22 protein-coding genes are annotated in these 21849 nt (G+C 44.5%); 5 read left to right on the plus strand and 17 right to left on the minus strand.

Going from position 1 to position 21849, the window contains the following annotated elements; all coding sequences use genetic code 11:
- Window positions 1-160: 160 nt before the first annotated feature.
- Complete coding sequence (locus CXK86_RS21320; RefSeq protein WP_256720104.1) at window positions 161-829, plus strand: phosphatase PAP2 family protein; 669 nt, start codon at window positions 161-163, stop codon at window positions 827-829.
- Between the two features lie 163 nt (window positions 830-992).
- On the opposite strand, the gene CXK86_RS21325 is transcribed toward CXK86_RS21320, so the two are convergent.
- Window positions 993-2426 (minus strand): glycoside hydrolase family 1 protein, encoded by a 1434-nt coding sequence (locus CXK86_RS21325; protein WP_076252895.1) that lies wholly within the window; start codon window positions 2424-2426, stop codon window positions 993-995.
- A gap of 344 nt (window positions 2427-2770) precedes the next feature.
- Here CXK86_RS21325 and CXK86_RS21330 point away from each other — a divergent pair, with 344 nt between their 5' ends.
- Window positions 2771-3712 (plus strand): helix-turn-helix transcriptional regulator, encoded by a 942-nt coding sequence (locus CXK86_RS21330; protein ID WP_076252896.1) that lies wholly within the window; start codon window positions 2771-2773, stop codon window positions 3710-3712.
- A gap of 73 nt (window positions 3713-3785) precedes the next feature.
- Window positions 3786-4601 carry a class I SAM-dependent methyltransferase gene (locus CXK86_RS21335; protein ID WP_076252897.1) on the plus strand — a complete coding sequence of 272 codons (816 nt, stop codon included), beginning with the start codon at window positions 3786-3788 and terminating at the stop codon, window positions 4599-4601.
- A 99-nt stretch (window positions 4602-4700) separates the two neighbouring features.
- Here CXK86_RS21335 and CXK86_RS21340 read toward each other — a convergent pair whose 3' ends face one another.
- The 9 genes from CXK86_RS21340 to CXK86_RS21380 all read right to left on the minus strand — a co-directional run bounded on the left by CXK86_RS21340 (window position 4701) and on the right by CXK86_RS21380 (window position 12199).
- On the minus strand, window positions 4701-5495 hold the full coding sequence (locus CXK86_RS21340) for a hypothetical protein (protein WP_076252997.1): 795 nt from the start codon (window positions 5493-5495) through the stop codon (window positions 4701-4703).
- 111 nt (window positions 5496-5606) lie between these two features.
- Complete coding sequence (locus CXK86_RS21345) at window positions 5607-6023, minus strand: hypothetical protein (RefSeq protein WP_076252898.1); 417 nt, start codon at window positions 6021-6023, stop codon at window positions 5607-5609.
- A 1019-nt stretch (window positions 6024-7042) separates the two neighbouring features.
- A complete protein-coding gene (locus CXK86_RS21350) occupies window positions 7043-7270 on the minus strand; it encodes a hypothetical protein (protein ID WP_179087916.1) in 228 nt (75 codons plus the stop codon).
- Window positions 7263-7622: a recombinase family protein gene (locus CXK86_RS33055; protein ID WP_370511439.1), complete on the minus strand. Its 360-nt coding sequence runs from the start codon at window positions 7620-7622 to the stop codon at window positions 7263-7265. Before CXK86_RS33055 ends, CXK86_RS21350 begins: the two co-directional genes overlap by 8 nt.
- Before the next feature lie 154 nt (window positions 7623-7776).
- Entirely contained in the window at window positions 7777-8157 is a 381-nt protein-coding gene (locus tag CXK86_RS21360) for a hypothetical protein (RefSeq protein ID WP_218640798.1), read from the minus strand.
- Between the two features lie 184 nt (window positions 8158-8341).
- Window positions 8342-9307 (minus strand): caspase family protein, encoded by a 966-nt coding sequence (locus CXK86_RS21365; RefSeq protein WP_076252902.1) that lies wholly within the window; start codon window positions 9305-9307, stop codon window positions 8342-8344.
- 9 nt (window positions 9308-9316) lie between these two features.
- Window positions 9317-9694, minus strand: coding sequence for a TIR domain-containing protein (locus tag CXK86_RS21370; protein WP_076252903.1), 378 nt, complete (start codon window positions 9692-9694; stop codon window positions 9317-9319).
- 23 nt (window positions 9695-9717) lie between these two features.
- Window positions 9718-10494 (minus strand): hypothetical protein, encoded by a 777-nt coding sequence (locus tag CXK86_RS21375; RefSeq protein ID WP_076252904.1) that lies wholly within the window; start codon window positions 10492-10494, stop codon window positions 9718-9720.
- A 424-nt stretch (window positions 10495-10918) separates the two neighbouring features.
- Window positions 10919-12199 (minus strand): transcriptional regulator, encoded by a 1281-nt coding sequence (locus CXK86_RS21380; RefSeq protein WP_076252905.1) that lies wholly within the window; start codon window positions 12197-12199, stop codon window positions 10919-10921.
- Between the two features lie 203 nt (window positions 12200-12402).
- Here CXK86_RS21380 and fabV point away from each other — a divergent pair, with 203 nt between their 5' ends.
- Complete coding sequence (gene fabV, locus CXK86_RS21385) at window positions 12403-13596, plus strand: enoyl-ACP reductase FabV (protein ID WP_036617082.1); 1194 nt, start codon at window positions 12403-12405, stop codon at window positions 13594-13596.
- Between the two features lie 206 nt (window positions 13597-13802).
- Here the strand turns inward: fabV and CXK86_RS21390 are convergent, their stop codons facing one another.
- The 3 genes from CXK86_RS21390 to CXK86_RS21400 form a co-directional block, all read right to left on the minus strand.
- Window positions 13803-15023: a DNA glycosylase AlkZ-like family protein gene (locus CXK86_RS21390; RefSeq protein WP_180361845.1), complete on the minus strand. Its 1221-nt coding sequence runs from the start codon at window positions 15021-15023 to the stop codon at window positions 13803-13805.
- A 67-nt stretch (window positions 15024-15090) separates the two neighbouring features.
- Window positions 15091-15318, minus strand: coding sequence for a hypothetical protein (locus CXK86_RS21395; protein ID WP_101314540.1), 228 nt, complete (start codon window positions 15316-15318; stop codon window positions 15091-15093).
- A 120-nt stretch (window positions 15319-15438) separates the two neighbouring features.
- On the minus strand, window positions 15439-16035 hold the full coding sequence (locus CXK86_RS21400; RefSeq protein WP_076252908.1) for a restriction endonuclease: 597 nt from the start codon (window positions 16033-16035) through the stop codon (window positions 15439-15441).
- A 262-nt stretch (window positions 16036-16297) separates the two neighbouring features.
- On the opposite strand from CXK86_RS21400, the gene CXK86_RS21405 reads away from it, so the two are divergent.
- Entirely contained in the window at window positions 16298-17569 is a 1272-nt protein-coding gene (locus tag CXK86_RS21405) for a PQQ-binding-like beta-propeller repeat protein (RefSeq protein ID WP_076252909.1), read from the plus strand.
- Between the two features lie 78 nt (window positions 17570-17647).
- Here the strand turns inward: CXK86_RS21405 and msrA are convergent, their stop codons facing one another.
- From msrA to CXK86_RS21425, 4 genes are all read right to left on the minus strand, one after another.
- The gene (msrA, locus tag CXK86_RS21410; protein WP_076252910.1) at window positions 17648-18163 is read right to left on the minus strand and encodes a peptide-methionine (S)-S-oxide reductase MsrA; all 516 of its coding nucleotides are present in this window, start codon (window positions 18161-18163) and stop codon (window positions 17648-17650) included.
- A gap of 178 nt (window positions 18164-18341) precedes the next feature.
- Window positions 18342-18599, minus strand: coding sequence for a GlsB/YeaQ/YmgE family stress response membrane protein (locus tag CXK86_RS21415; RefSeq protein WP_017686880.1), 258 nt, complete (start codon window positions 18597-18599; stop codon window positions 18342-18344).
- 309 nt (window positions 18600-18908) lie between these two features.
- A complete protein-coding gene (locus tag CXK86_RS21420; protein WP_076252911.1) occupies window positions 18909-20213 on the minus strand; it encodes an ATP-binding protein in 1305 nt (434 codons plus the stop codon).
- The gene (locus CXK86_RS21425) at window positions 20213-21676 is read right to left on the minus strand and encodes an RtcB family protein (RefSeq protein ID WP_076252912.1); all 1464 of its coding nucleotides are present in this window, start codon (window positions 21674-21676) and stop codon (window positions 20213-20215) included. The genes CXK86_RS21420 and CXK86_RS21425 overlap by 1 nt, the downstream gene beginning before the upstream one ends.
- Window positions 21677-21849 lie beyond the last annotated feature (173 nt).

Raw genomic sequence — 21849 nt, forward strand, 5'->3', positions numbered from 1 at the left:
CTCCCTCCTACATTCTCTGCTTGAATAAGCGTTGTTAAGGTTACATATTTTTATTGCTGCTATATTTATTGTAAAATTATAGCACAATATAAATATCGTTATGTCCAACATACGCAAGGACACAACATACGAAATCAACCATCACGGAGGAACTCAACATTTGATACACAACTGGAAAAAGAATATCTCATTCTCGCTGCTCGTTGCAGCGTTATGCATGATCGCTTTTATAAGCATCGCCCTGTCCATCAGCGACAACCAGATTCATCGATTTGATGACACGCTGATCGGCTGGATTCAGGGGTTGGAATCCCCTGGTATGACACAATTCATGCACCTTTTTACCTGGATCGGCAGCGAAATGCCAGTGGTCTTCATTACCATCATCGCCATGATTGTGTTGTACGTTTGCCTGCGACACAAACGCGAACTGCTCTTTCTGGCTTGTGTGCTTGCAGGTTCAACCCTGTTAAATGCATTGCTCAAACTGGTATTCCAGCGTGCCAGACCTACCATTAACCGGATTATCGAAGTGAGCGGCTATAGCTTCCCCAGTGGGCATTCTATGGCAGCATTTAGCCTGTACGGTGGACTGGCCTTTCTAATCTGGAAACATGTACCCACCGTAACAGGACGTGTGCTGATGATTGTTGCCAGCGCCGTATTTATACTGACCATTGGTATAAGTCGTATCTACTTGGGGGTGCATTATCCAAGTGATATCGTAGGCGGATACTTCTTGAGTGGTTGCTGGCTCTCCACATGCATATGGTTTTATCGGCGGCATTTGGAGCGCATGTCCCATCTGCAAAGCAGAAGGTTGGCCTAGGCGGCCCGCTATGGAACTACACAAAGAAATACCCGGCTTTCCTTAACTGACGGATAGCCGGGTATTTTTATATTCATATATTGTAGTCCTGAACTCGTTCAGGACCACATGGACCGCTTGTCCCATTTAAGGGAACAGACGGATCTGGTTTTTTTACACCAAATTATAACTCTTCACCATTGGATTCGATGACTTTTTTGTACCAGTGGAAACTCTTCTTCGGTGTTCTGCTCAAGTCTCCGTTACCGTCGTTGTCCTTGTTGACATGAATGAAGCCATAACGCTTCTTCATCTCTCCAGTGGATGCACTAACCAGGTCGATACATCCCCACATGGTGTAGGCAATCAGATCTACGCCGTCAGCTACCGCTTCTTTCATCTGTTCAATGTGACCTTTCAAATAATCAATGCGATAGTCATCTTGAATGGAGCCGTCTTCCTCTACCACATCGACAGCACCCAGACCGTTTTCAACCACCATCAGTGGAATCTGATAACGATCATACAGATGATTCAGCGTGTAACGCAGTCCTTTTGGATCGATCTGCCAACCCCAGTCGGAAGCTTCGAGATATGGATTTTTGATACCGCCCAGAAGATTACCTTCTGCTCTCTCAAGGGACTCATCCGCACTTTCAACCAAAGACATATAATAACTGAAGGAGTAGAAGTCTACGCAGCCTTCACGCAAGGTCTGCTCGTCTCCCGGTTGCATCTCGATCTGGATACCTTCTTCGGCAAAGAAACGTTTGGCGAATCCAGGATACGCGCCACGAACCTGTACATCACCGCAGATCATATTAGAGATTTGGTCTTTCTTCTGTGCAAGCAACATGTCGTCCGGGTTACATGTGTTTGGATAGGTTGTCATGAAAGCGACCATACAGCCGATCTGGAAATCAGGGTTAATCTCATGCCCCAGCTTCACTGCTTTTGCACTGGCAATGAATTGATGATGTAATGCCTGGAAACGAGTCTGTGGATCATCCACTCCGTCGACCAGTGTCTCTTTGCCTTCAAACAGAATACCTGCAGCCATATAAGCACCCATCGGCATCGTCAGACAGTTGATTTCGTTGAACGTAAGCCAGTATTTCACTTGATCTTTGTAGCGGTTGAAGAGAGTTGTACAATAACGGATATAACAGTCGATGACTTCACGGGAAGCCCAGCCGTTATACTTCTGTGTCAGACCGAATGGCGTTTCATAATGGGAGATCGTTACGAGCGGCTCAATATTGTACTTTTTCAACTCGGCAAAAACATTGTCGTAGAACTGCAATCCCTCTTCGTTTGGCTCCAGATCATAACCGTTTGGATAGATCCGGGACCAGTTGATGGACATGCGGAACATTTTGAAGCCCATCTCTGCCATCATGGCAATATCTTCTTTGTAATGTCCGTAAAAATCAACCGCTTCATGGCTCGGATAATACGTGCCCTCTTCCAATACAGGCGTAATCCGGCGTGGAATCGTGTGGGTTCCCCCTGTCATCATGTCAGACGTGCTTGGCCCCTTACCACCCTGGTTCCATCCACCCTCGAATTGATTGGCAGCCGTTGCGCCGCCCCAGTAAAATCCTTCTTTCATTGTCATGACCAGTTCCTCCTTCATAATTAACTCATTTCGGTATAAAGTGCTTGATATTATGCGAGTAGCCGTTCCGGTCACGAATCGTTCTTCTGATCGCTGTTATCCTCGGATTTCTTTTATTCCCATTTCTAAATGGAAAAATCCCATGATAGCGTTTGCTTCCGAAGTAGCTTTCTTACAGAAAGCTTTTAGCGAACACTTCGTTTCTTCAGAATCGATATCGTCCCCTTCACTACTCCCCAATAAATGAAGAACAAATTATAAATCTGAGTAAAATGTCTTGGTAAGACTTTTACACCAGTGTACCATCCATACCCTGACACCTATTGTCATGGTATAATCAGAGCATGGAAAATAACCGACTATTTCGAATGTTGCTTTTGTTATTGGAGAAAAAGAAAGCCACTGCACCAGAACTCGCCCGTATGTTCGAGATTTCTGTACGTACGGTGTACCGCGATATCGACCGGCTGAGCGCTGCGGGCATTCCCGTCTATACAACGACCGGCAAGCATGGCGGTATCCATCTGATGGACAACTATGTCATGGACAAGTCCCTGTTGTCTGAAGAAGACCAGAATGAAATTTTGATGGGACTATACAGCATCAGTGCGATCCCCCATCTTAACAGTGCCCATATGCTGCAACGGTTAACCGCCCTTTTTGATCACAAGCTGGATTGGATCGAATTCAATTTCTCACCATGGGGCAGCATCCCTCTGCAGGAGAGAGAACTGTTCAATCAGGTGAAGCAGGCTATATTAACGAATCAACTGATTACGTTTCATTATGTTAATTCGGATGGTGAGAAGAGCATTCCGACCGTGGAGCCACAGAAGCTTATTTTCAAAAACAGTACATGGTACTTCAAAGGATATATCCATGATGACCCTGATCGGAAAGAATTCGAGACATTTAAGATGAAACGGATCACCCAGTTGACTTTTCTGGCGAGAAAACACGATCACTCTGTTACTGCCGGATCAAACGATCCTGAATCAGAGGCAGCTCCTGTCCTGATTCCTCTTACACTCTCGTTCTCCAGCAATATTGCATACCGAGTGTATGATTTTTTCGAACCCTCCCTCATTAAAAAAGAGCCTGATGGCAGGCTCCGTGTGTCTCTCGAACTGAATGTAGGGGAATGGCTCTACTCCTTCCTGCTGTCGTTTGGTTCCGAGCTGACCGTAATCGAGCCTGTTCATGTTGGACAGGAATTGCTCAGACGTCATATCAAAGCCGTTGAACATTTGCAGAACGTCATGAACAAACTTCCCAACAATGAATGATATAATATAGGCCTATACAACTTTTGATCACAGCTGACTCTCCGTCATCCATCTGCCCGAAGGAGGTTTATCCATGCAAGACATTAGACGCAACAATGTGGAACGTTTCAAAGGTTTTGGTACGTTATACGATCAGAACCGACCAGCTGCTCCCACTGAAGTGGTGGATATTCTAACGACATATCTTGGCAGCACACCACGTATGGTCGCAGATATCGGTTGTGGCACCGGCTTATCCTCGTGGATCTGGCTTAATGAAGCTGAACGTATTATCGGCTTTGAACCCAGCGATGACATGAGGTCTGTAGCTGAATTCAAGTGGGAATCTGCCGGGAAGCCGGATAACCTGCGGTTTGTGTCCGGCTTGTCTCACGACCTCGGACTACCAGATGGCAGTGTGGATGTGCTGACCTGCTCGCAATCGTTTCACTGGATGGAGCCGCAACCCACACTACGCGAGTTTGCACGTGTACTTCGTACAGGGGGCATATTTGCAGCCTACGATTGCGACTGGCCGCCAATGTTAGACTGGCAGTTAGAACAAGCTTATCTGCAGCTGAATAAGGAAGCAGATCAACGAGCAGCCAGTCTGGATCCCCAGAATAGTCAGGCACACAAATGGAGCAAGGATGGGCATTTGCAGCAGATTCAGCAGTCCGGGCTGTTCCGATATGTCCGGGAAATCGTATTTCATCACCACGAGACATTCACAGCCGATCGATATGTCAATCTCGCCCTGAGCCAAGGCGGCCTGCAAACGGCGTTGAAACTCGGAGCGGATGATCTATTAACAGCTGCTGACGAGTTCAGAGCGCTGGCTAATCGTGTATTTGATGGAGAATCCAGAAAAGTACTTTTTTCTTATCGCATGCGCCTTGGTATTGTTTGAAAACCGTCCGTTGCTTGTATCTCTCATACATACCAAAATGAAAAAGGAGGTCCTACACGTCATAAACATGATCTGTAGGACCTCCTTTTGTCTACATCTTCAGGAGGAGAATAAGTCACTTAATTGTCGCTCCTGTACATTCAATGCCAACACCAATTTTGTTGGGTCTTGTCTTGAATAGATGATATTAATGATATGTCCTTGCTGCACCTGCGGAAGGGCAGATGACAAAATTTCTTTTTGCGTTGTCACATTGAAGGTTTCACCGTTCGTTTTCGTTATGCTGAGTTTGAGCTGAAGCTTGATCTTGTTATTGCCACCACTTCCAAGTGGAGTGACATCAAGGATCTTGGCCATTGCTTTTTCCCCTGTTCTTGCAATATCCATCATTTCAGGTGATACCCCTTGCTGTACCATCTTTTCATCCAGCAATTGCTGCATATCTTCCTGTGATAATTGCCCCTTCATATCAAGCCCTACCTTGCGCTCATCCTTTACGGAGACTACTAACGGAATGAAACTGCCCGGCTGAAACTGTGCCATGGAGGTCAGCGGAATGACGGCTTTCATCTCGGTATCGTATTTCTCGCGCCCCTTACGCGACACCGTCAGACCCAATCGAACCTCAGGCTGTTCATTAATATACGTCCCCGTCTGTTGTATAGTCTTAATGACCCCAACTGCTGGTAAACCTGTCTTCACTCGACCTACGCCAAAAATATTGTTCAAAATCGCAGGAACAAAGATCAGTGCAAACCCGGCAAAGATCGCCGGAGTGTACCACCATGCCTGCATAATCATAAACGGATCATTCCACAGCTGCTGTGCCAGAAATGGGGAGAACCCCACCCCGAATACAGTTAATACGCCAATGAATCTCAGGAAACCTACCATATGATCCACCCTTTCTTAATCCTTCTCTTAATATCTCTATCAATATATCTATTTAGCGTTGTTATAAGCATTTTACAAATAGATTATGACTCTCTTATAACCAAATACCTTCTAGATGGACATTAGCCCCATGTAGATCAGTTCGGAGGGATTCGCTGGATTCTGGCCCAGTCCCACTCGATCGCCAACTCGTGGAATCTGCATTTTGGACACCAGTGTCTCCAATGTTCGCTGATACTGGTTACCGTTTGTCTCTGTCACATCCAATACAAGCAGAACAATCGGATCAAAGTTGATCAGTTTGCCTGTATCGGTGATTGTCACCACCGTAGCCGTAGCTGTTAAAGGCAGAGAACCACTTGCCGCCAACTGTGCCTGCTTTGCCGAATCCAGACTTTGGTTGATAGCATCCCGATGTTCCTTTGATACAAAACCTTTCATCATCATGCCAGTGAGTCCTTTATTCATCATTTTATCCGCTTTAGCAATCGCATCTTCCTGTTTGTTCTTTTTACCGAACCATCCCATATCAAGCACCTCATTTGTTTTATTTGTTTTAGAAGTTGTTCAAAAAGTCCACTTTTGATTACGAATCATGCCTAGCGGCATCATCAACATCGAATATGAAATTCAGCCGAAATTTCCGTTGCTCACGTAGTTTGCCTACGCTCCGCTACTCCATTTCTATCTTCATTCCATCTTCTCGGTACTGAAAACCAGACTTTTTGAACACGTATTTATAATTAAATTATAAACACCACGGCTTGTCCTTGAATACCCTTCTGGTGGCATACAAAAAAAACGAAAAATCCGGCAATTGAATTACGGGATAATCGTTTCTTTGGTAAAGAATGATGCTAATTCCGCAAAAAAAGATACGCTAATCCGATCTTCATTTCACGATTAGCAGAAATATTTTGCGTCAAGTGCTTTGGCAATGCATAAAATCATGCCAAAAACAGTGTTATTTAACCTATAAGTTTTCCGCTATACACACTTTTCCAACCTTTATGTGCTTAGTTTAGCTATCATCTCATTATTGAGGTTCCACGGATCTTTCCCCATAGCTTTATACTTTCTTTCCTGAACCTCTAAACGAACTAGGACTTGAACAAAAATAGAATCGCTAATTGTGGCTCTGTGTACGTGTTCTGTTAGATATAACCTATTCACTTATCAGCGGTCAGATCAAACATAAAAAGTACCAACCTCCCCTCTGTAGACACCCCATGTTTGTTGAATTAATGTGTCCTGTTATCTTAATGACTTGTGATACGATATCCTTGTTGGATGTTTCGGCAACAATAAGATTTAACCACTATCGCTTAGCTAAACCTTTCCTAAGGGATCCATATGTACATCACTTCATAATAATTTCTAATATTGTGTAAATGTACTTTTAGCTGTTTTTCCAATAATATTTGTGCCGATTCCGTCTACCGCTCCTCCGATTAAACCGCCTACCACTGGAAAATATTCGCCTAAATTTATAACTAATTTTCCTAAAATTAGTAAATAATCTAGCTCCTTCTTTTTTGTTTATACCCTTAATCTACTTCGTTTGGAATCTTTTTAATCGCTTGCCTTGCTAATATATTTCCTGTTTTTATACCAGCCTGCTTCAAAATATCTGTAGCGATTTGTCCTGTAAGGCACACAAAAACCAACGTTTTAACTTCATCTTCTTTCATCTTAAATCGCTCCATTATCTCATCAACAAGTCCAACATCAGCCAGTATTGTACGAATCCATTGCAATACCTGCTCCTCAACCAACTCTTTTTTTGATCAGGTTAGTCTTACATTCCGTTATACCACAGGAGTGATAGGTCTGGCACATATAGTACAAGTGATAGCCTGAACCATCCCTCTTTTCCGACTTAATCATAACCGTGCCAGCACCATACATTGGAAAACGTAACAGTCCTGTCAAAATGAATTCGCCTTTCAAGTTACTATAGCTGGTGTGGTTTTCACTTTTAACTTTATTAACGGCTTGAACTGTATTCCACAGTTCCTCATGGATAATAGCATCATGTGCATTAGGAAACACAGTTGGTTCAGACTTTCCAGACCGCCGCTTACTACTCCAATCCCTCATTCCCCCCAGCTCATATCGCCCGAATATTTTTCATTTTAAAAAATGGTTTTTACAGCATTCAAGCTGAAACTACCGCCAATACTTATTCAGATCTCCAAACGGCCTGCCCCCGTCCCTTTATTGAACGAAAAAACTCAAGCGAAGGGAGCGCTTGAGCTTCTTGAAATAACGAAGATAAAGTTTAATATAATTGTGGCGGGAATCCTTTAACTCTGTTTACTTTTACTACATCGGCTTCCCATTGAGCTATAGTTTGTTTCCAGTCACCTAGTGAAAGATAAAGTTGAACAGGTATCGATGAGTCGAATTCTGGCAGATATAACCCTACTACTCCTTTTTGCAAAACACCTTCAGCAATGACACCCTTCTCTAGTAAAGATAAGATTGGCAATCCTAACTGATAAGCCATAGCCGTTTCAATTTGACAGTATGGGCTTGTGAACCATTTATCTGATACTTCCCTCGCTTCAACTGACTCCATATCAGCCTCAAACTTAGAAATACCATTATTTACATATAGACGTCTGAAGGCAACCGTAATAAAGCCATCCGACTCTAGCATTAGTCTTCTAATTGCAGCCAGTGGATTATTGTTGTCATAGTCAGTTACCCCCAGAGTACGCGGAGTTATATCCTTGTTTCTAAGATTTTCTATGAAATCATCAATAAACTTTTGTTGCTCCTGCCTATGTGGTTGCGGGTAACTAAGGAATATTGAAATCAGGAATCATTCACCTCATATAAAATCAAATTCTTTTATCCTTCACTAATCGCCAGTAATGATATCCCAACGCGGTCAATTTACACGACTTTGAATTCATTGCAGCAAAATACATATGATCTTCACCATTCGGTACTACTAAGCCAACGCTTTGTAACTTCTGCAGATCCTTAAATTTCAAAACATTTTCCGCTTTAGCAAAGGGTTCAATTACCTCATGCTCTATCTCAGTAGTATTTGTTACTTCAAACGAAGGATCTAACTTAAACTCCTGTTGCGCTGAAGGAAAATATGTAACCAAGCTTCTTAAGATTTCTATAGGAACTTGAGGCACAACAGTCCTTAGTGAAGTGAATCGAGTAATATTAGTTTTAAACACTGGCCGTTGATCCCAAGGCCCTAATGCCTGATCGATATAAGCATATATACTACCTGGGGTTATATGACCTCTTAAGTCTGACGCACCACCTTGCATGGCATTCAAGAGTAAATTGGTGAAAACCCCGTGACCGTTAATCTCCAGAGAAGGTTCATTATCTTTACTTGCAGTAAGGATGGAAACACCTTCTACTATTTGAGTAGCACTTCCTGCAATTTTTGGAGAACCAAAAGCCCCTGAATGGCAACAATCTAAAATTATAATTCTATTTTTCGCTTTGGATTCATTGGCTATATTTAGTATTTCGTCCATTGAGACTCCAACATCATATTTGCTATAATCCGGTGTCACTAAATAACCACCAACTTCATCTATATGACCATGTCCGGAAAAATATAATAATGCAGTGTCACTTTCGCCTTTAAATAACTCAATTATCAATCCTTTAAGCTCAGATTTAGTCTGCACGTCTGTAACAAGTCTCGTATCAAAGTTGGGAGAACCATCTCCATTCACTTCAATTACACTTTTAAAAGCGGAAGCATCATTAATACATCCATGTAGTGGAGAAGAAGGGTAGTTATTGATTCCAACTATCAATGCTTTTCTCATTTTATCCTCCTATAATGAAGAAATCCAATTTGAAATATTGTTCCAAGTCCAATTAGCCACCTTTACACCATTCAGTTCAGATGGAAGTGTAGCTGGGTGATCTTGATTTCCCCAAATAGCCATAACTGGAATCCCTTCCTCTTTTGCACACTTGATTTCCCAAAGTTGCCCATCCGCATTCTTAGTGTTTTTCGTAACAATTACAAGCACGCCATCGCATCCCTTAATTTTTGTTCTACATTGAGTTTTCCACGCAGAATCCCAGGGCTGTTTGACGGACATATCTACGAACTCGAATGGTGAATTCTCATTTTTAGCCTGACCAACCAGAAAGTCACGTAGCGTTTTATCCTCAATTGCAAAACTAGTAAACACTCTTTTTGCCATTATACTATACCCCTTTTCAATAGTTATCTTATAATTGCTAATGTTTTAGCCGCTTCAGTCAACATGTATAATGTATCCATTGGATGTTGTGTATCTTTTACTAATAGGTGTTTTTCTTCCCAGTTATCAAGATCAAACTGTGTAAGTGCAATAAGATGTTTCATATCAAGCTCGTACTTAACACTTAAATCCTGAGAGTTCTCAAATAATCCCTTTTTTATGATGCTGGGCTGCCTAGAGGGCTTCTTCTTCTCTAACAACTTTGTAATGCCAATCTCATAATAAATCCAAGGAGATTTCGTCTTATTTACAACTTCAAAAGATTGGATTGAGTTCGGTGTGTTGAGAATAAATACACATTCTGTCCTGTCCATTAATTTTGTTAGAGCGGTTGAAAGCATCATATGAACATGACTAGTTGATTGATTTCTTTTTTTATAATTATACGTGGAAGACTTGGGTTGCCAGCAGAATTCATTATCAATTTTCTCTAGCAACTCATCTGCATATCCCCAAACACAAGAATCAATAAATGTGCTTAAATTAAAAGTTTCCTTTATCCAACCAGCAAGCGCAATAGCATTTGCTTCATCCGCGTGCGAATGCGAGAGAAATATATCAGCATTTATTTGTGGGAACCATGTCTCTTGCATCTTTGAGCCATCAAGACTACCATCTTCAAGCACAAACTTATCCAGCTCTTCTTGGATCACTTTCTTGTTTCCACTGAAAAGCTGATTACCCTTATCATAAAAGTCCTGGAATTTAGGGTCCATTTTAAGATTATAACCAGTGTACATTCTCTCTCACCTCCCTTATGGAATCTAGTGCCTTAAAACTAAGACTAGTTCTTTAGTATCACTTACACTAAGAATAGACTAACATCCATCATTTGTAAATAAAAAAGTAGCATTAAAGGAAAATCTTTACTACTACTTTTGCGTATGTGAATATATTTATTTATAGACATATGCGCCTATTGGCAGTTTTAACATTGAAGCCTCTACATTCAATTCAACTTTCTGCTTTACCTCTATTTGTGATACGGTGCAGCGCGAATGAGCTTAAACTAATCTACAGTTAACTAAATGAAAGAAAGCCGACTAATTAGCCGGGTTGTATACTTGAATTATCGTTCTGGGATCTATAGGTCACTCACGACACACTTATGGGTAAATAATTTTTCCAGTTATGGGTTAAGGCTCTTCCAAGCCGATTCTCACTCTATTTTTTGCGTAACAGATAGACCAGCTTCCGATAATACATCGCCGCTTCTTTGTATTTCCGCTGATCCTCGGACACTACAGCCATTCCCTCATATAACGGTTCAAGCCGCATGACATGCTGCGCGGATTCAAAATAAGGCAGACACGCAAGCGCCCGCTCCATGAAAACTTCGCGATCTCCATGTGCAAGAGCCAGATGGCTCTGGTAGAAGGTTGCGCTCATCTGCTGGTCCTGTGTTGTTGCACATTTTAAGAGTTGATCTACACTCTGCGCGAGCACGCCCCAGTTCTTCCGTGCCAGAGCTACTTCGCATCGATACACACTGACGAGCGGCTGCATTGCGAGCTGTGTTTCTTCCGTTTCCTGCTGCAATAGCGATTCAAATCGTTCAATCTCCGCCTGTGCCTGATCCAGTTCACCTGTCATCGTTAACATGACAATCCGATTGTTGGCAATCGCCGTCACCAGATCTCCCTGGTTGCCAGCATACACGAGGTTTGCCTCCGCCATGGTTAATGCCGAGAGTGCCTCCTGAACCAGCCCCATCGCGAAGCAATAGCCACTATATGCCACATATAACCCGGACAACCGATGGAACATTCGCTGATCATAGACATGACGCATTGTAAGCTCGAATACCTGTTTTGCCTCTTCATACTGTTTGACCTGGATGTAGGCTTCCATCTTGATATTTTGCACAGACAGCCAGAATTCACTGCCAGGAAGCGCCAGCTCACTGAGCCTGGTTGCATGAGTTAGTACATCCACAAAAGCCATTTTGGAGCGATAATATTGTATTTTATAGAATAAAAGTGCCTTGACTAACGGACGCGGCAGATCAATATCGTCTGGACGACCGTATTTCTCCAGGTAAAAATTGAGGTAGGACGTATGTATATACTCATGAGCCGTTGCATCGTTTAATTGCTGATAATAAACCGCCTTCATCAAGGCCGTTGTCAGCTCAACGGTCAGCGTGTCATCCCGATCTGCCAGTGCATGCACCGTATCTTCGGATATCGCCGACGCTGGAACAGACATTTGTTCGAAAATAACCTCTGCCCGTTCGAGTGTTTCCTCGTCCTGAGCCGCAGCCTTTAGAATATAGGAAGGGGATACCCCAAGACGCCCGGCGATGGCTTCTGCCAAGTCCTCAGGGAGCGGATAACGATCCGCCAGGATATTGGCAAAGTGGGCCTGCGTGACCAGACCCTCCACAAGGTCTTTACGGGAGATTTGTTTTCTTTTGCTTAGCAGTTCAATGCGTTCCTTCAGCATGGTATCCCTGTCCTTTCTATCCTAACAAGCGAGTACATTCTATTCACATCATCGCAAAATTAGAGATATAACGCCACCCTTCCGGCGAAATCAAACGAAACGGTTTCCGTTTCCGAGGTAATTGTTTTACAATAAGAAAGTATGTGTAAGAGCATTTTATCGAAATGCTGAAACATGAGCTGAATATGAAAGGATGCAAATAAATGATTATTAAACCAAGAACACGTGGTTTTATTTGTACCACTTCCCATCCTGTAGGTTGCGCTGCGCAAGTGCAGGAACAGATTGATTATGTGAAATCCCAGCCTGAGCTGAAAGGACCGCGTAATGTGCTCGTGATCGGTGCTTCCACTGGATACGGTCTGGCGTCACGCGTTGTTTCTGCCTTTGGAGCTGGAGCGAATACAGTCGGCATTTATCGTCCAAGCAGTTCCACAGAGAAACGTACGGCTTCTGCAGGCTGGTACAATTCCGCTGCATTCGAAAAAGCCGCGGAGGAAGCAGGCCTGAAATCGTACAGCGTTACAGGTGATGCATTTGCAAACGAAACACGAGACAAAGCCGTTGAACTGATTCGCAGTGAACTCGGTCAAGTCGATCTGGTCGTATATAGCGTCGCCTCGGCACGCCGTACCGATCCGAACACGGGTGAAGTATTTAACTCTGTGCTGAAGCCAATCGGACAATCCTACACGAACAAAACGGTGAACTTCCACACAGGCGAAATTAGCTCCGTTACCCTTGAACCGGCAAACGAAGAGGAAATTCGTCAGACGGTAACTGTTATGGGCGGAGACGATTGGGAACTATGGATGGATGCCCTGCAACAAGGCGGCGTGCTTGCCGATGATGCAACAACCATCGCTTTCTCTTATATCGGTCCTGAACTTACGCATGCCATTTATCGTGATGGTTCCATCGGTCAAGCCAAGAATCATCTGGAAGCGACTGCACACAAGCTGAATGATCGCCTAAGTGCCAAAGGTGGACGTGCGTACTTAACTGTAGCCAAGGCGCTGGTGACTCAATCCAGTTCTGCGATTCCAGTCGTGCCGCTGTACATCTCAGCATTGTACAAAGTCATGAAAGAAAAAGGCTTGCATGAAGGATGCATCGAGCAATTGCAACGTCTGTTCGCTGATCGCTTGTATGCGGGAGGAGAAGTTCCAACCGATGCCGAAGGCCGTATTCGCATTGACGATTGGGAGATGAGAGCTGACGTTCAGGAAGAAGTGGCGAAGCTCTGGAATGAGTTGACCACAGAGAACATCTACGATCTGTCCGATCTGGAAGGTTACCGTCGCGAATTCTTCCAGCTGTTTGGTTTTGAAACCGATGGTGTGGATTATGAAGCAGATGTTGATCCCAACGTTGAAATGCCTCATCTGGTGAACTAAAGAAGTTTTGGCGTGGACGTGAGCTTAGGTTTTTTGTTTTCGTTAGCACTTCTGATGTAATACTAGAGATGTGATATTAAAATCAAATGAAGAAGGAGGGGCCCTCTGGCTCCTCCTTCTTTGTCCTTTTTAGATCCTACCCCTCCTTAACAATTCCATTTTCCCGTGTCCATACACTCTTTCGTATATCCCCTAATCAAATCGGTTTAAGCAGCTTTTTCAGCTCTTTTGGTACCGTCTTCTCGATAGTAATGGAACGTGCTCCATGCATGGACGCAAAGAATTGAAGCCCCCCCCAAAAAATCCGTAATCCATTCTTCCACAGGTGGAGCAGTCTCCTCCATCGATAACAAACGAACGGTAAGTACTCCAGTTTTGCGATCAAGTCGTGGGTCCATACGTCCAATCAACCGATCACCATGAAGAATAGGCATGGCATAATAACCGTAGGTTCTTTTCACCTCTGGCGTATAAATCTCCCATTTATAATGAAAATCAAATAAATCAACAATACGTTCTCTTCTCCATAACAGGTTGTCCAGCGGCGGCAGGAAACGTACCGGGCCAGACGGATCATAGTGTGGCTCTTCCCTTTCCATATGCAGCAGCAAATCCTCATCTTCAGCACGAATATAATAAGGCGTAGCCACGTCCTCCACCTTAAGTGGGATCATTCGCCCATCTGACACACGGGCAGCAATATCGGCGCGTCGTTCAGCCGCTGTAGATTTTAGCCAACCCAGACGGGGATCACGGGCATCTACGACACGATACGCATGAATGTATTTATCCAGCAGAGCCTGTCTCTGGGCCAACACATCGATGTCATCTTTCATCGTAAGTCCCTGTTGCTGCAACTCAGATTCGGTAATATGAAAATAACGTTCATTCCCCTGCCTCGCCACCACACGAATCACAGCGGAGTCCAACAGTAGATTCAGAGCAAGTGTGGTATCCTTTGTCTTTGGCACATCTGCACTGTCCCAATAACCACTTACCCTTTCAACAGCACGAAAAGCTCTTGAAGGCAAAGGTCCCTCTTCCTTCAAACGCTGTAACACATGCTGCACTGTTTTCTCCAGACCTTGCAAGGACGGAGCCAGACGCTCCCTTAATCGGGCACGCACAGGTTCAAAGAGAGCATAATCCTCGATTGGAATGACACAAGCAGCATTTGCAAAATATTCAAACACCTTGTGATCACTCAGCAGTGTATTTAAGCTGTCAGCAGTATAACCAGGGTCACGAGCACCTAGCACCAAATGCTGGTTTCCAGTTACAGCAGCCACAGGATCAATCTGCACGCAACCAAGGGAGCGAATCAAACTCAAAACTTGGCTGGGTCCCGAAGGTAAGGAAACTGCGGGCCAACGTCCCAGTAAAGCTTGCGTTTGCAGCAAAAAACGCCGAACGATTTTTTTATTCATGTGCAGCGCTGTTGTCATATGTATAGGTTCTTCCCTTCATTTAGTGTACAAAATTCTATCGTCTTACTTATCCAGCAACCGGCGCCTCATAGAAAAAATAAAAAGAAGCACCACCATCCTGGATGATCTGCTTCTTGTGTTTGACCTTTTGCAATTTTTCCTGCTTCGTAGGCATGAGCCGTACATGCTGGGATAACGCACCATAATCTCCGTTAACTCTTCGGCTCTGTTCCGAGCACCATTGACCTGACCGCTCTGCTTTACGTAATGCTTTTTGTGTTTGTGTACGTGCCATAATGGATCACACACTCCTTTGGTTGATATACACTCAATATATCATGTGCAGCTACGCAAGTGAAGGTGCTTCCTACTGGAATGGGCATATACATCATTATAAAGGCTTCCACCTAAGTACTTAGCGGGATTGCCGCTTTCGCCGGGACTGCCACGTCTCAATTGGTTCATGATCATCTTCTTCGATCAGTTCCAGTGCTTCTTTCACTCTTCTGGCTTTGAATAACAGAATTAATTCCATCAGGTCTTCCCGGTCCAGCAGCTTCACTCCATTAACCGCTGCAAGCGTCCGACAGGCTTCGGTGTAACGGGCGGACGTTAATACAATCGACCGGTCGGCTTCATAATAACGCATCGATGTATATATCTCCTGCACAGCACTCAACCCTACGGGATGGTTCGCACCATATCGCTTCGCTTGTATCACACTTCGTCTGCCGAGTCTATCAACAAACACCAGATCTGCCCCAAAATCCCGGCTGCTCGTTGTCTTATGCACCTCATCGTACCCGAGCTCTTCGAATAAATGATAGAGATATAATTCAAATTCCGAACCATCCTCCATCTTGTCGATGTCCTTTATTGTGATCTTACGAGGATTGGCTTCACTTCGGATCCGCTGCCCGCGCCCGATAACACGCCGAATAATCCAGGCCAGCAGCAACAATATGATGATACATCCAATGACCCAAAGGGTCACATTTTCACTCCAGTTCATAGCTATTCTCCTTGTTTCATTTCCTATGTTCTATCCAACGTCTTACGCAGATATGGCTTGTCACCGCACTAAATATATCAGACTTCCACCTTCATCGAAAGAAGATGAATTCCCTGTAACCCTTATACTTCCCCAAACATAGTCATTTCGACAAACCACTGATAAAAGGTTACAGTGCGTTCGGTTGAATTGAGCTTGACTTTAATGGTAAAATTCAACAATCGGTTCTATTTTGAACCGAAGAAGAAAGGTGGTTTATCACTTGCATACATTGACCAAACACAAGTCCAAAACATGGGCTGCCCTCATTCTCAGCGGCATGCTCCTCTTCACCATGAATACAACAGGTTACGCCGCTGCTTCAACCGAATCCATGCCCAAACCGGCGTGGACGTCATCGTCCCTGATGTTATCTGAGGCTAATACAGAGAAAGATGTCCTGATCAAGGGAATTCATGCCGTGCCATCCAAAAACCTTGTATATGTACATGCCTCCCAGCCCGTGACCAAAACAAGCAGCAAAACAACACTCGACTGGCAACTGGACTCTCTCCAAGCATTCGATGCGACAACTGGACAATTGAAGTGGAATACGATATTCCATGAGAAAAGTGGTCCTTATACCACCTACTCCGATTCGGTATATGCCAGCAACGGTACAGCTTATGTGTATATGGAATATTCGGACAAAACCAAAAAATTGTACTCATTCAATACATCCGGTAAAACCAACTGGGTCAAAACGGTGAATTCACCTGCAAGCATATCCCTATTGGATAACGATACGCTGATGGTTGCTTCAAGTCAGGGCGTACAATCGAATGGTTCGGTTCGCTCCGCCATCTCGTTATATGACAAAAAGGGCAAGCTGATTACCGAAAAGACCATCAACGGTAACGTGCTTAAAGCTGATCATGGTCGAATTGTAGTGGATGCCAGTAAACAAACGAAGGTAGGAAACTTCTGGCAGCAAGCAGCTAATCCCAAAGTAGAGATCTATGATCGTACGTTGAATCGTCTGTCCTTCTACCAATTCCCTGCCAATGCAAATACATTAGGAGATGGCGGCGGTGAATCGCTGGCCATTCTCGACGATGGTTCCATCATTATGCGCGCCAATTTTGAGAACACCGGTAACAGACTGATGGGCTTTGGCATCGATGGCAAGCTTGCTTGGGGACGTGCCATTGCTGGTGATGCCTACATTCAGACGGCTGGCAACGGTTATACAGTCTTTACAGGGCAGAAGCTGGAACTGTACACGATGAAAGGCAAAGTGACTGAGCGTACATTCAAGGACGCACAGCCTGCACTTATGCGTGTTGACCAGACACAGGATGGTCAGTATCAGCTTGATTTTGCCAAAACAGGATACATTCTTGATCCTCAGACGCTGGAAGACGTGCATATCTACACGACCAGTGCCTCGGTTCCTTCATTAGAAGGTGTTTCAACTTATGTGGATGATGTCATCTATTCCATGAACAATGAGACATTGTCCAAATATGTACTGAAGTCCAATTCTGCAAAATAAATACTCGATCTAATAATAAGCCGGGAGAGTTCCATAAGGAGCTCTCCCGGCTTATTGCATTGGCAGGATTGAATCATCCTATTTCCAATTCTCGTCTATAAATTCGTCCCGTCCGGATAACGCACGGTCTTCCTTATAATGTTTTTCGTTTTTCTTGTGGTAATCCTGATGATAGTCTTCAGCCGGATAGAATATAGCTGCATCCCGAATTTCCGTAACAATGGGTTGAGTGAATCGTCCGCTGGCTGCCAGTTCCTGTTTGGACTGTTCAGCAAGCTCACGTTGACGTTCATTATGCACGAAGATCGCCGTACGATACTGTGCCCCCCGATCCTGGAACTGACCTCCGTCATCCGTCGGATCAATCTGCGGCCAGTATAGCTCCAGCAGTCGTTCATAAGGGAATACATCTGGATCAAATGTAATTTCAACCACTTCGACATGACCGGTCTCCCCGGTTTTGACCTGCTCATATGTTGGATTCTCGACGTGACCGCCGGCATAACCCGATATAATGCCATGAATGCCCGGTTGTTCTTCAAACGGTGTAACCATACACCAGAAACATCCGCCGGCGAATGTAGCTTTTTCCATTCCGTTCATCCCCTCTTATCTAAACTAGCTATAGAATACTGATGCTAAGTTACGCATACATTCTTATATTTTAAAACAACAAGAGGTTGATTGAAAGCCATGGTTATGGCTCTCAATCAACCTCTTCATTGGTAAAACATTTGGCTGACAACTAATTCAAGAAATTATCTTGATTAAGTTACCCGCGACTACGTCCCATCGAACGGAAGATCAAGCTTACGATGGCTACAAGAACGATCGCACCGATCAATGCAGGCACAATGTAGAATCCGCCCATCTCAGGACCCATATCGCCCAAGATTACTCCACCTAACCATCCACCGATAAAACCAGCAATGATGTTACCAATAACACCACCTGGAATGTCACGACCAACGATCAAACCTGCCAACCATCCAATGATACCACCGATAATTAATGACCATAACCAACCCATATCATTCACCTCTAATTAAAGTTTTTGTTGTTGTCTGTCTACTATTAACCGCTACAGAAGCATTTAAACAATTGGCATAAAAATTTTTGCATATTACCTTTTGTCCCCATGCATCTCTCTCTGCAAAACAAGCCTTAGTCAGGTATGGAAACAGATCGCGTTACTTTCCGGCATCTCACCAGCTCAGGGCTGCGTTATGTACCTCCCGAAAGTCATTGTATGTTAGAGCAGACAAGGTTAGTATCACCAAATGAGATAGGATTATTTATAAAATTGCGTCATATTATAGGATGGATGGGTTAGGTCTGATCAATAAAAGCCTGCACGGCCCTTACCTGGCTGCGCCAGCCAAGTATGTTTATGGCTCTTATCCAGCTCGCCACGCATCGACTGAATGACTTTCACAATGTCTGTCTGTCCATTCTGATGCCATTCCAGCGCAGCGCTCACATACAACTCACCTAGCTGTGCAAGAGAAAACGTGTCGGTCAGGCGAGCAGCTTCAATTGTTCCTTCTTCACCCGCAAATACGGTGAAGCCTCGTTGGCGCAAGTATTGCAGACGCAGCGCTTCATCTGGCAACGGAATTTCGTAAGCCCGGTCGAACCGTCCAGCACGGTTCATGAGGCCAGGATCTATTTTCTCCGGATAATTCGTTGTCCCGATCAGGAAAATGCCTTCTTTTGACGTAGCTCCATCCAGTGTATTCAGGAAAAAGGAACGGACTTCATCCGGCATCGAATCGATGTCCTCAATGATCAGTACCATCGGTGCCAACCGCTTGGCAGCCTCGAACACTTCACGCACCGATTCACTGTTGGTATACTCCGTAATCTGCCAATACGCAGCCGGTCCCGGAATACTTCCCGCAATGGATTTCACCAACGTGGTCTTGCCATTCCCCGGATGCCCATACAATAGAATGCCCCGTTTGTACGGGATATCATAATCTCTGTAAAAAGAACGATCCGCTTCGAAGAACTGATCCAGCGAGCGGAAAATATCCTGCTTGATGTGCGCCGAGAGAACAACATCCTCTCGTCCCACGGAGCGAGTGATGGATTCGACGTGACGATCGCTGCCATTGCGGGCATCGGTGTAGACTGTTACTTTTTTCATATTTTGCTGACGTTCCCGTTCCCGGACACTTCCCAGAAATTGCTTCATCTCCTCATCACCGATGGCAAAGACAAAGTCTTCACTGTAGATCCCGTTCTCTCGGAAAAACGGAACCCGCACAAGTGCTACGCCCCATTTCGGATAAGCAAATACGTTGTTGCGAATGGAGTAATGCACACCATAAGTGGGTACATCTCCATCATCGTCGTAATGCAACGTCTGAAGTTCCAGATCCTCGAATATGCGGGCTACCAGTTCCACTTCGTCACTGCCATTTTGCAAGTCTTCCCGGAGTAACTCCCAGTATTCATTGTTCGGGTCAGAACTGGCATAAAGCTTGTACTCAACCCCATAGCGCTGATGGAGCGCCTCACTGATTCCACGAATCAGCCTTGAATAGATGGCGTACCCTTCCACTCGAATTCGGGTATCATGTTGTTCGTCATAGGTATAGATCGCCTGGGTTGGATCTGTTTGTTTTTCGTTTATTGTCATTATTTCGCTCCCTTTACCGCTACAAGCGGTTTGCATTTGGCTACAACTTGAGCCAGGCCTGCGCCGGTAACACTGTCTATAATTTCATCTACATTTTTATAAGCCTGAGGTGATTCATCAATAATGGATTCAAGTGAGCGTTGATTTACCACGATCTCATCTTCTGTACCCACACCCAGTGCCGTAGCAAAATCCTCCATGCTAATCAATCGTTTTGTTGCCGTCCGTGAACGGATTCGACCCGCACCGTGACATATTGAATAATAATTATCAGCACCCTGTGGCTGACCTACCATGATATATGAAGCAGTTCCCATGGAACCGGGAATAAGCGCCGGATGCCCTGTTGCCAGATAGGGCTTTGGATTGTCCGGATGACCTGCCGGCAACGCACGTGTCGCCCCTTTGCGATGTACAAAAACGGAACCTTGATCTGCGTGAGATTCCTCCCAGGCATAGTTGTGCATCAGATCGTATAACGTACGAAATTCACATTTGGAGCCAAACACATCCCGGAATGCTTCGCGAATAGCATACGCAATCAGGTGCCGATTGACAACAGCGTAATTCAACGCAGAATACATCATATTCACATAATGACGACCTTCCGCATGCTCAAGTGGAGCAAATACCAGTCTGGGATCGGATGTACCCAGGTTAAGCCGCTGCATGACTTTGGCAATCGCTGTCGAACTCGTCTGACTTACATAACCACCCCATGCACGAGAGCCGGAATGAATCATGACCACGACCTGTCCATCATACAAACCCCAAGCTTCAGCGATTTCACGATTCTCTTCAGCGATCTCAATCGCCTGGATCTCGGCAAAATGATTTCCCCCACCCAGTGTTCCAAGCTGACGATGTGAACGATGCCATGTCATATCAGGAACGTGGTTTAACACATCCTCATCGTAACTGAACTTGCTGCTTTCCACATGTGTCATCGCGGTTGATTTTTTCGGTGTATAGCTGTCTGGAATATACTTTTTGGGTAAACCATGCAGTCCTTTACGAACAATATGCTCCAGTCTGATATCCGAGTAATGACCTCGCTGGTTCGCCTCCATCGGCAATACTTTCTCAATGGCCTTGACGAGTTTGCGGCGGAGCTTGATGTCTTTCAATTCGTCCTTGTGCAAGTTTGTCATATGCACTCGCATGCCACAGCCGATGTCACTGCCCACGATGGAGGGAGAAACATATCCGCTCTGCGCATCCCACACGGCTGTCGTCCCAATGCACGTACCTACACCGACGTGTACGTCTGGCGTGTAACTCATATAAGAGATTCCCGGAATCTGCAGATTATTGTTTGCCATCTCAAACACCTTGTAATCAAGCGAGGAGAAGAGTTGTTGCGCCGCATATACGGTTAGGTCACCTGCAGGCAATTTTACTTCATGCCGGTAGGCACCTGTTAATTCGTTTGGATTGGTAAATAAATTAAATTCTGTATTCATAAAAGTGTATTATTCCTTCCTGTACGTTCAGCAAATTCGGTTTGCTGATTCAACTGTAAAATAAAACTAAAAAAAGCCATAGGCTAGTCGCCCATGACTTCTACTGAATGACAATAACGGAGAACAGAACAGCATAAACATGCTGTGTGTCTGTCATCCATCGCTATAATATA

It is taken from the genome of Paenibacillus sp. BGI2013, assembly GCF_002843485.1.
Taxonomy (GTDB): domain Bacteria; phylum Bacillota; class Bacilli; order Paenibacillales; family Paenibacillaceae; genus Paenibacillus; species Paenibacillus amylolyticus.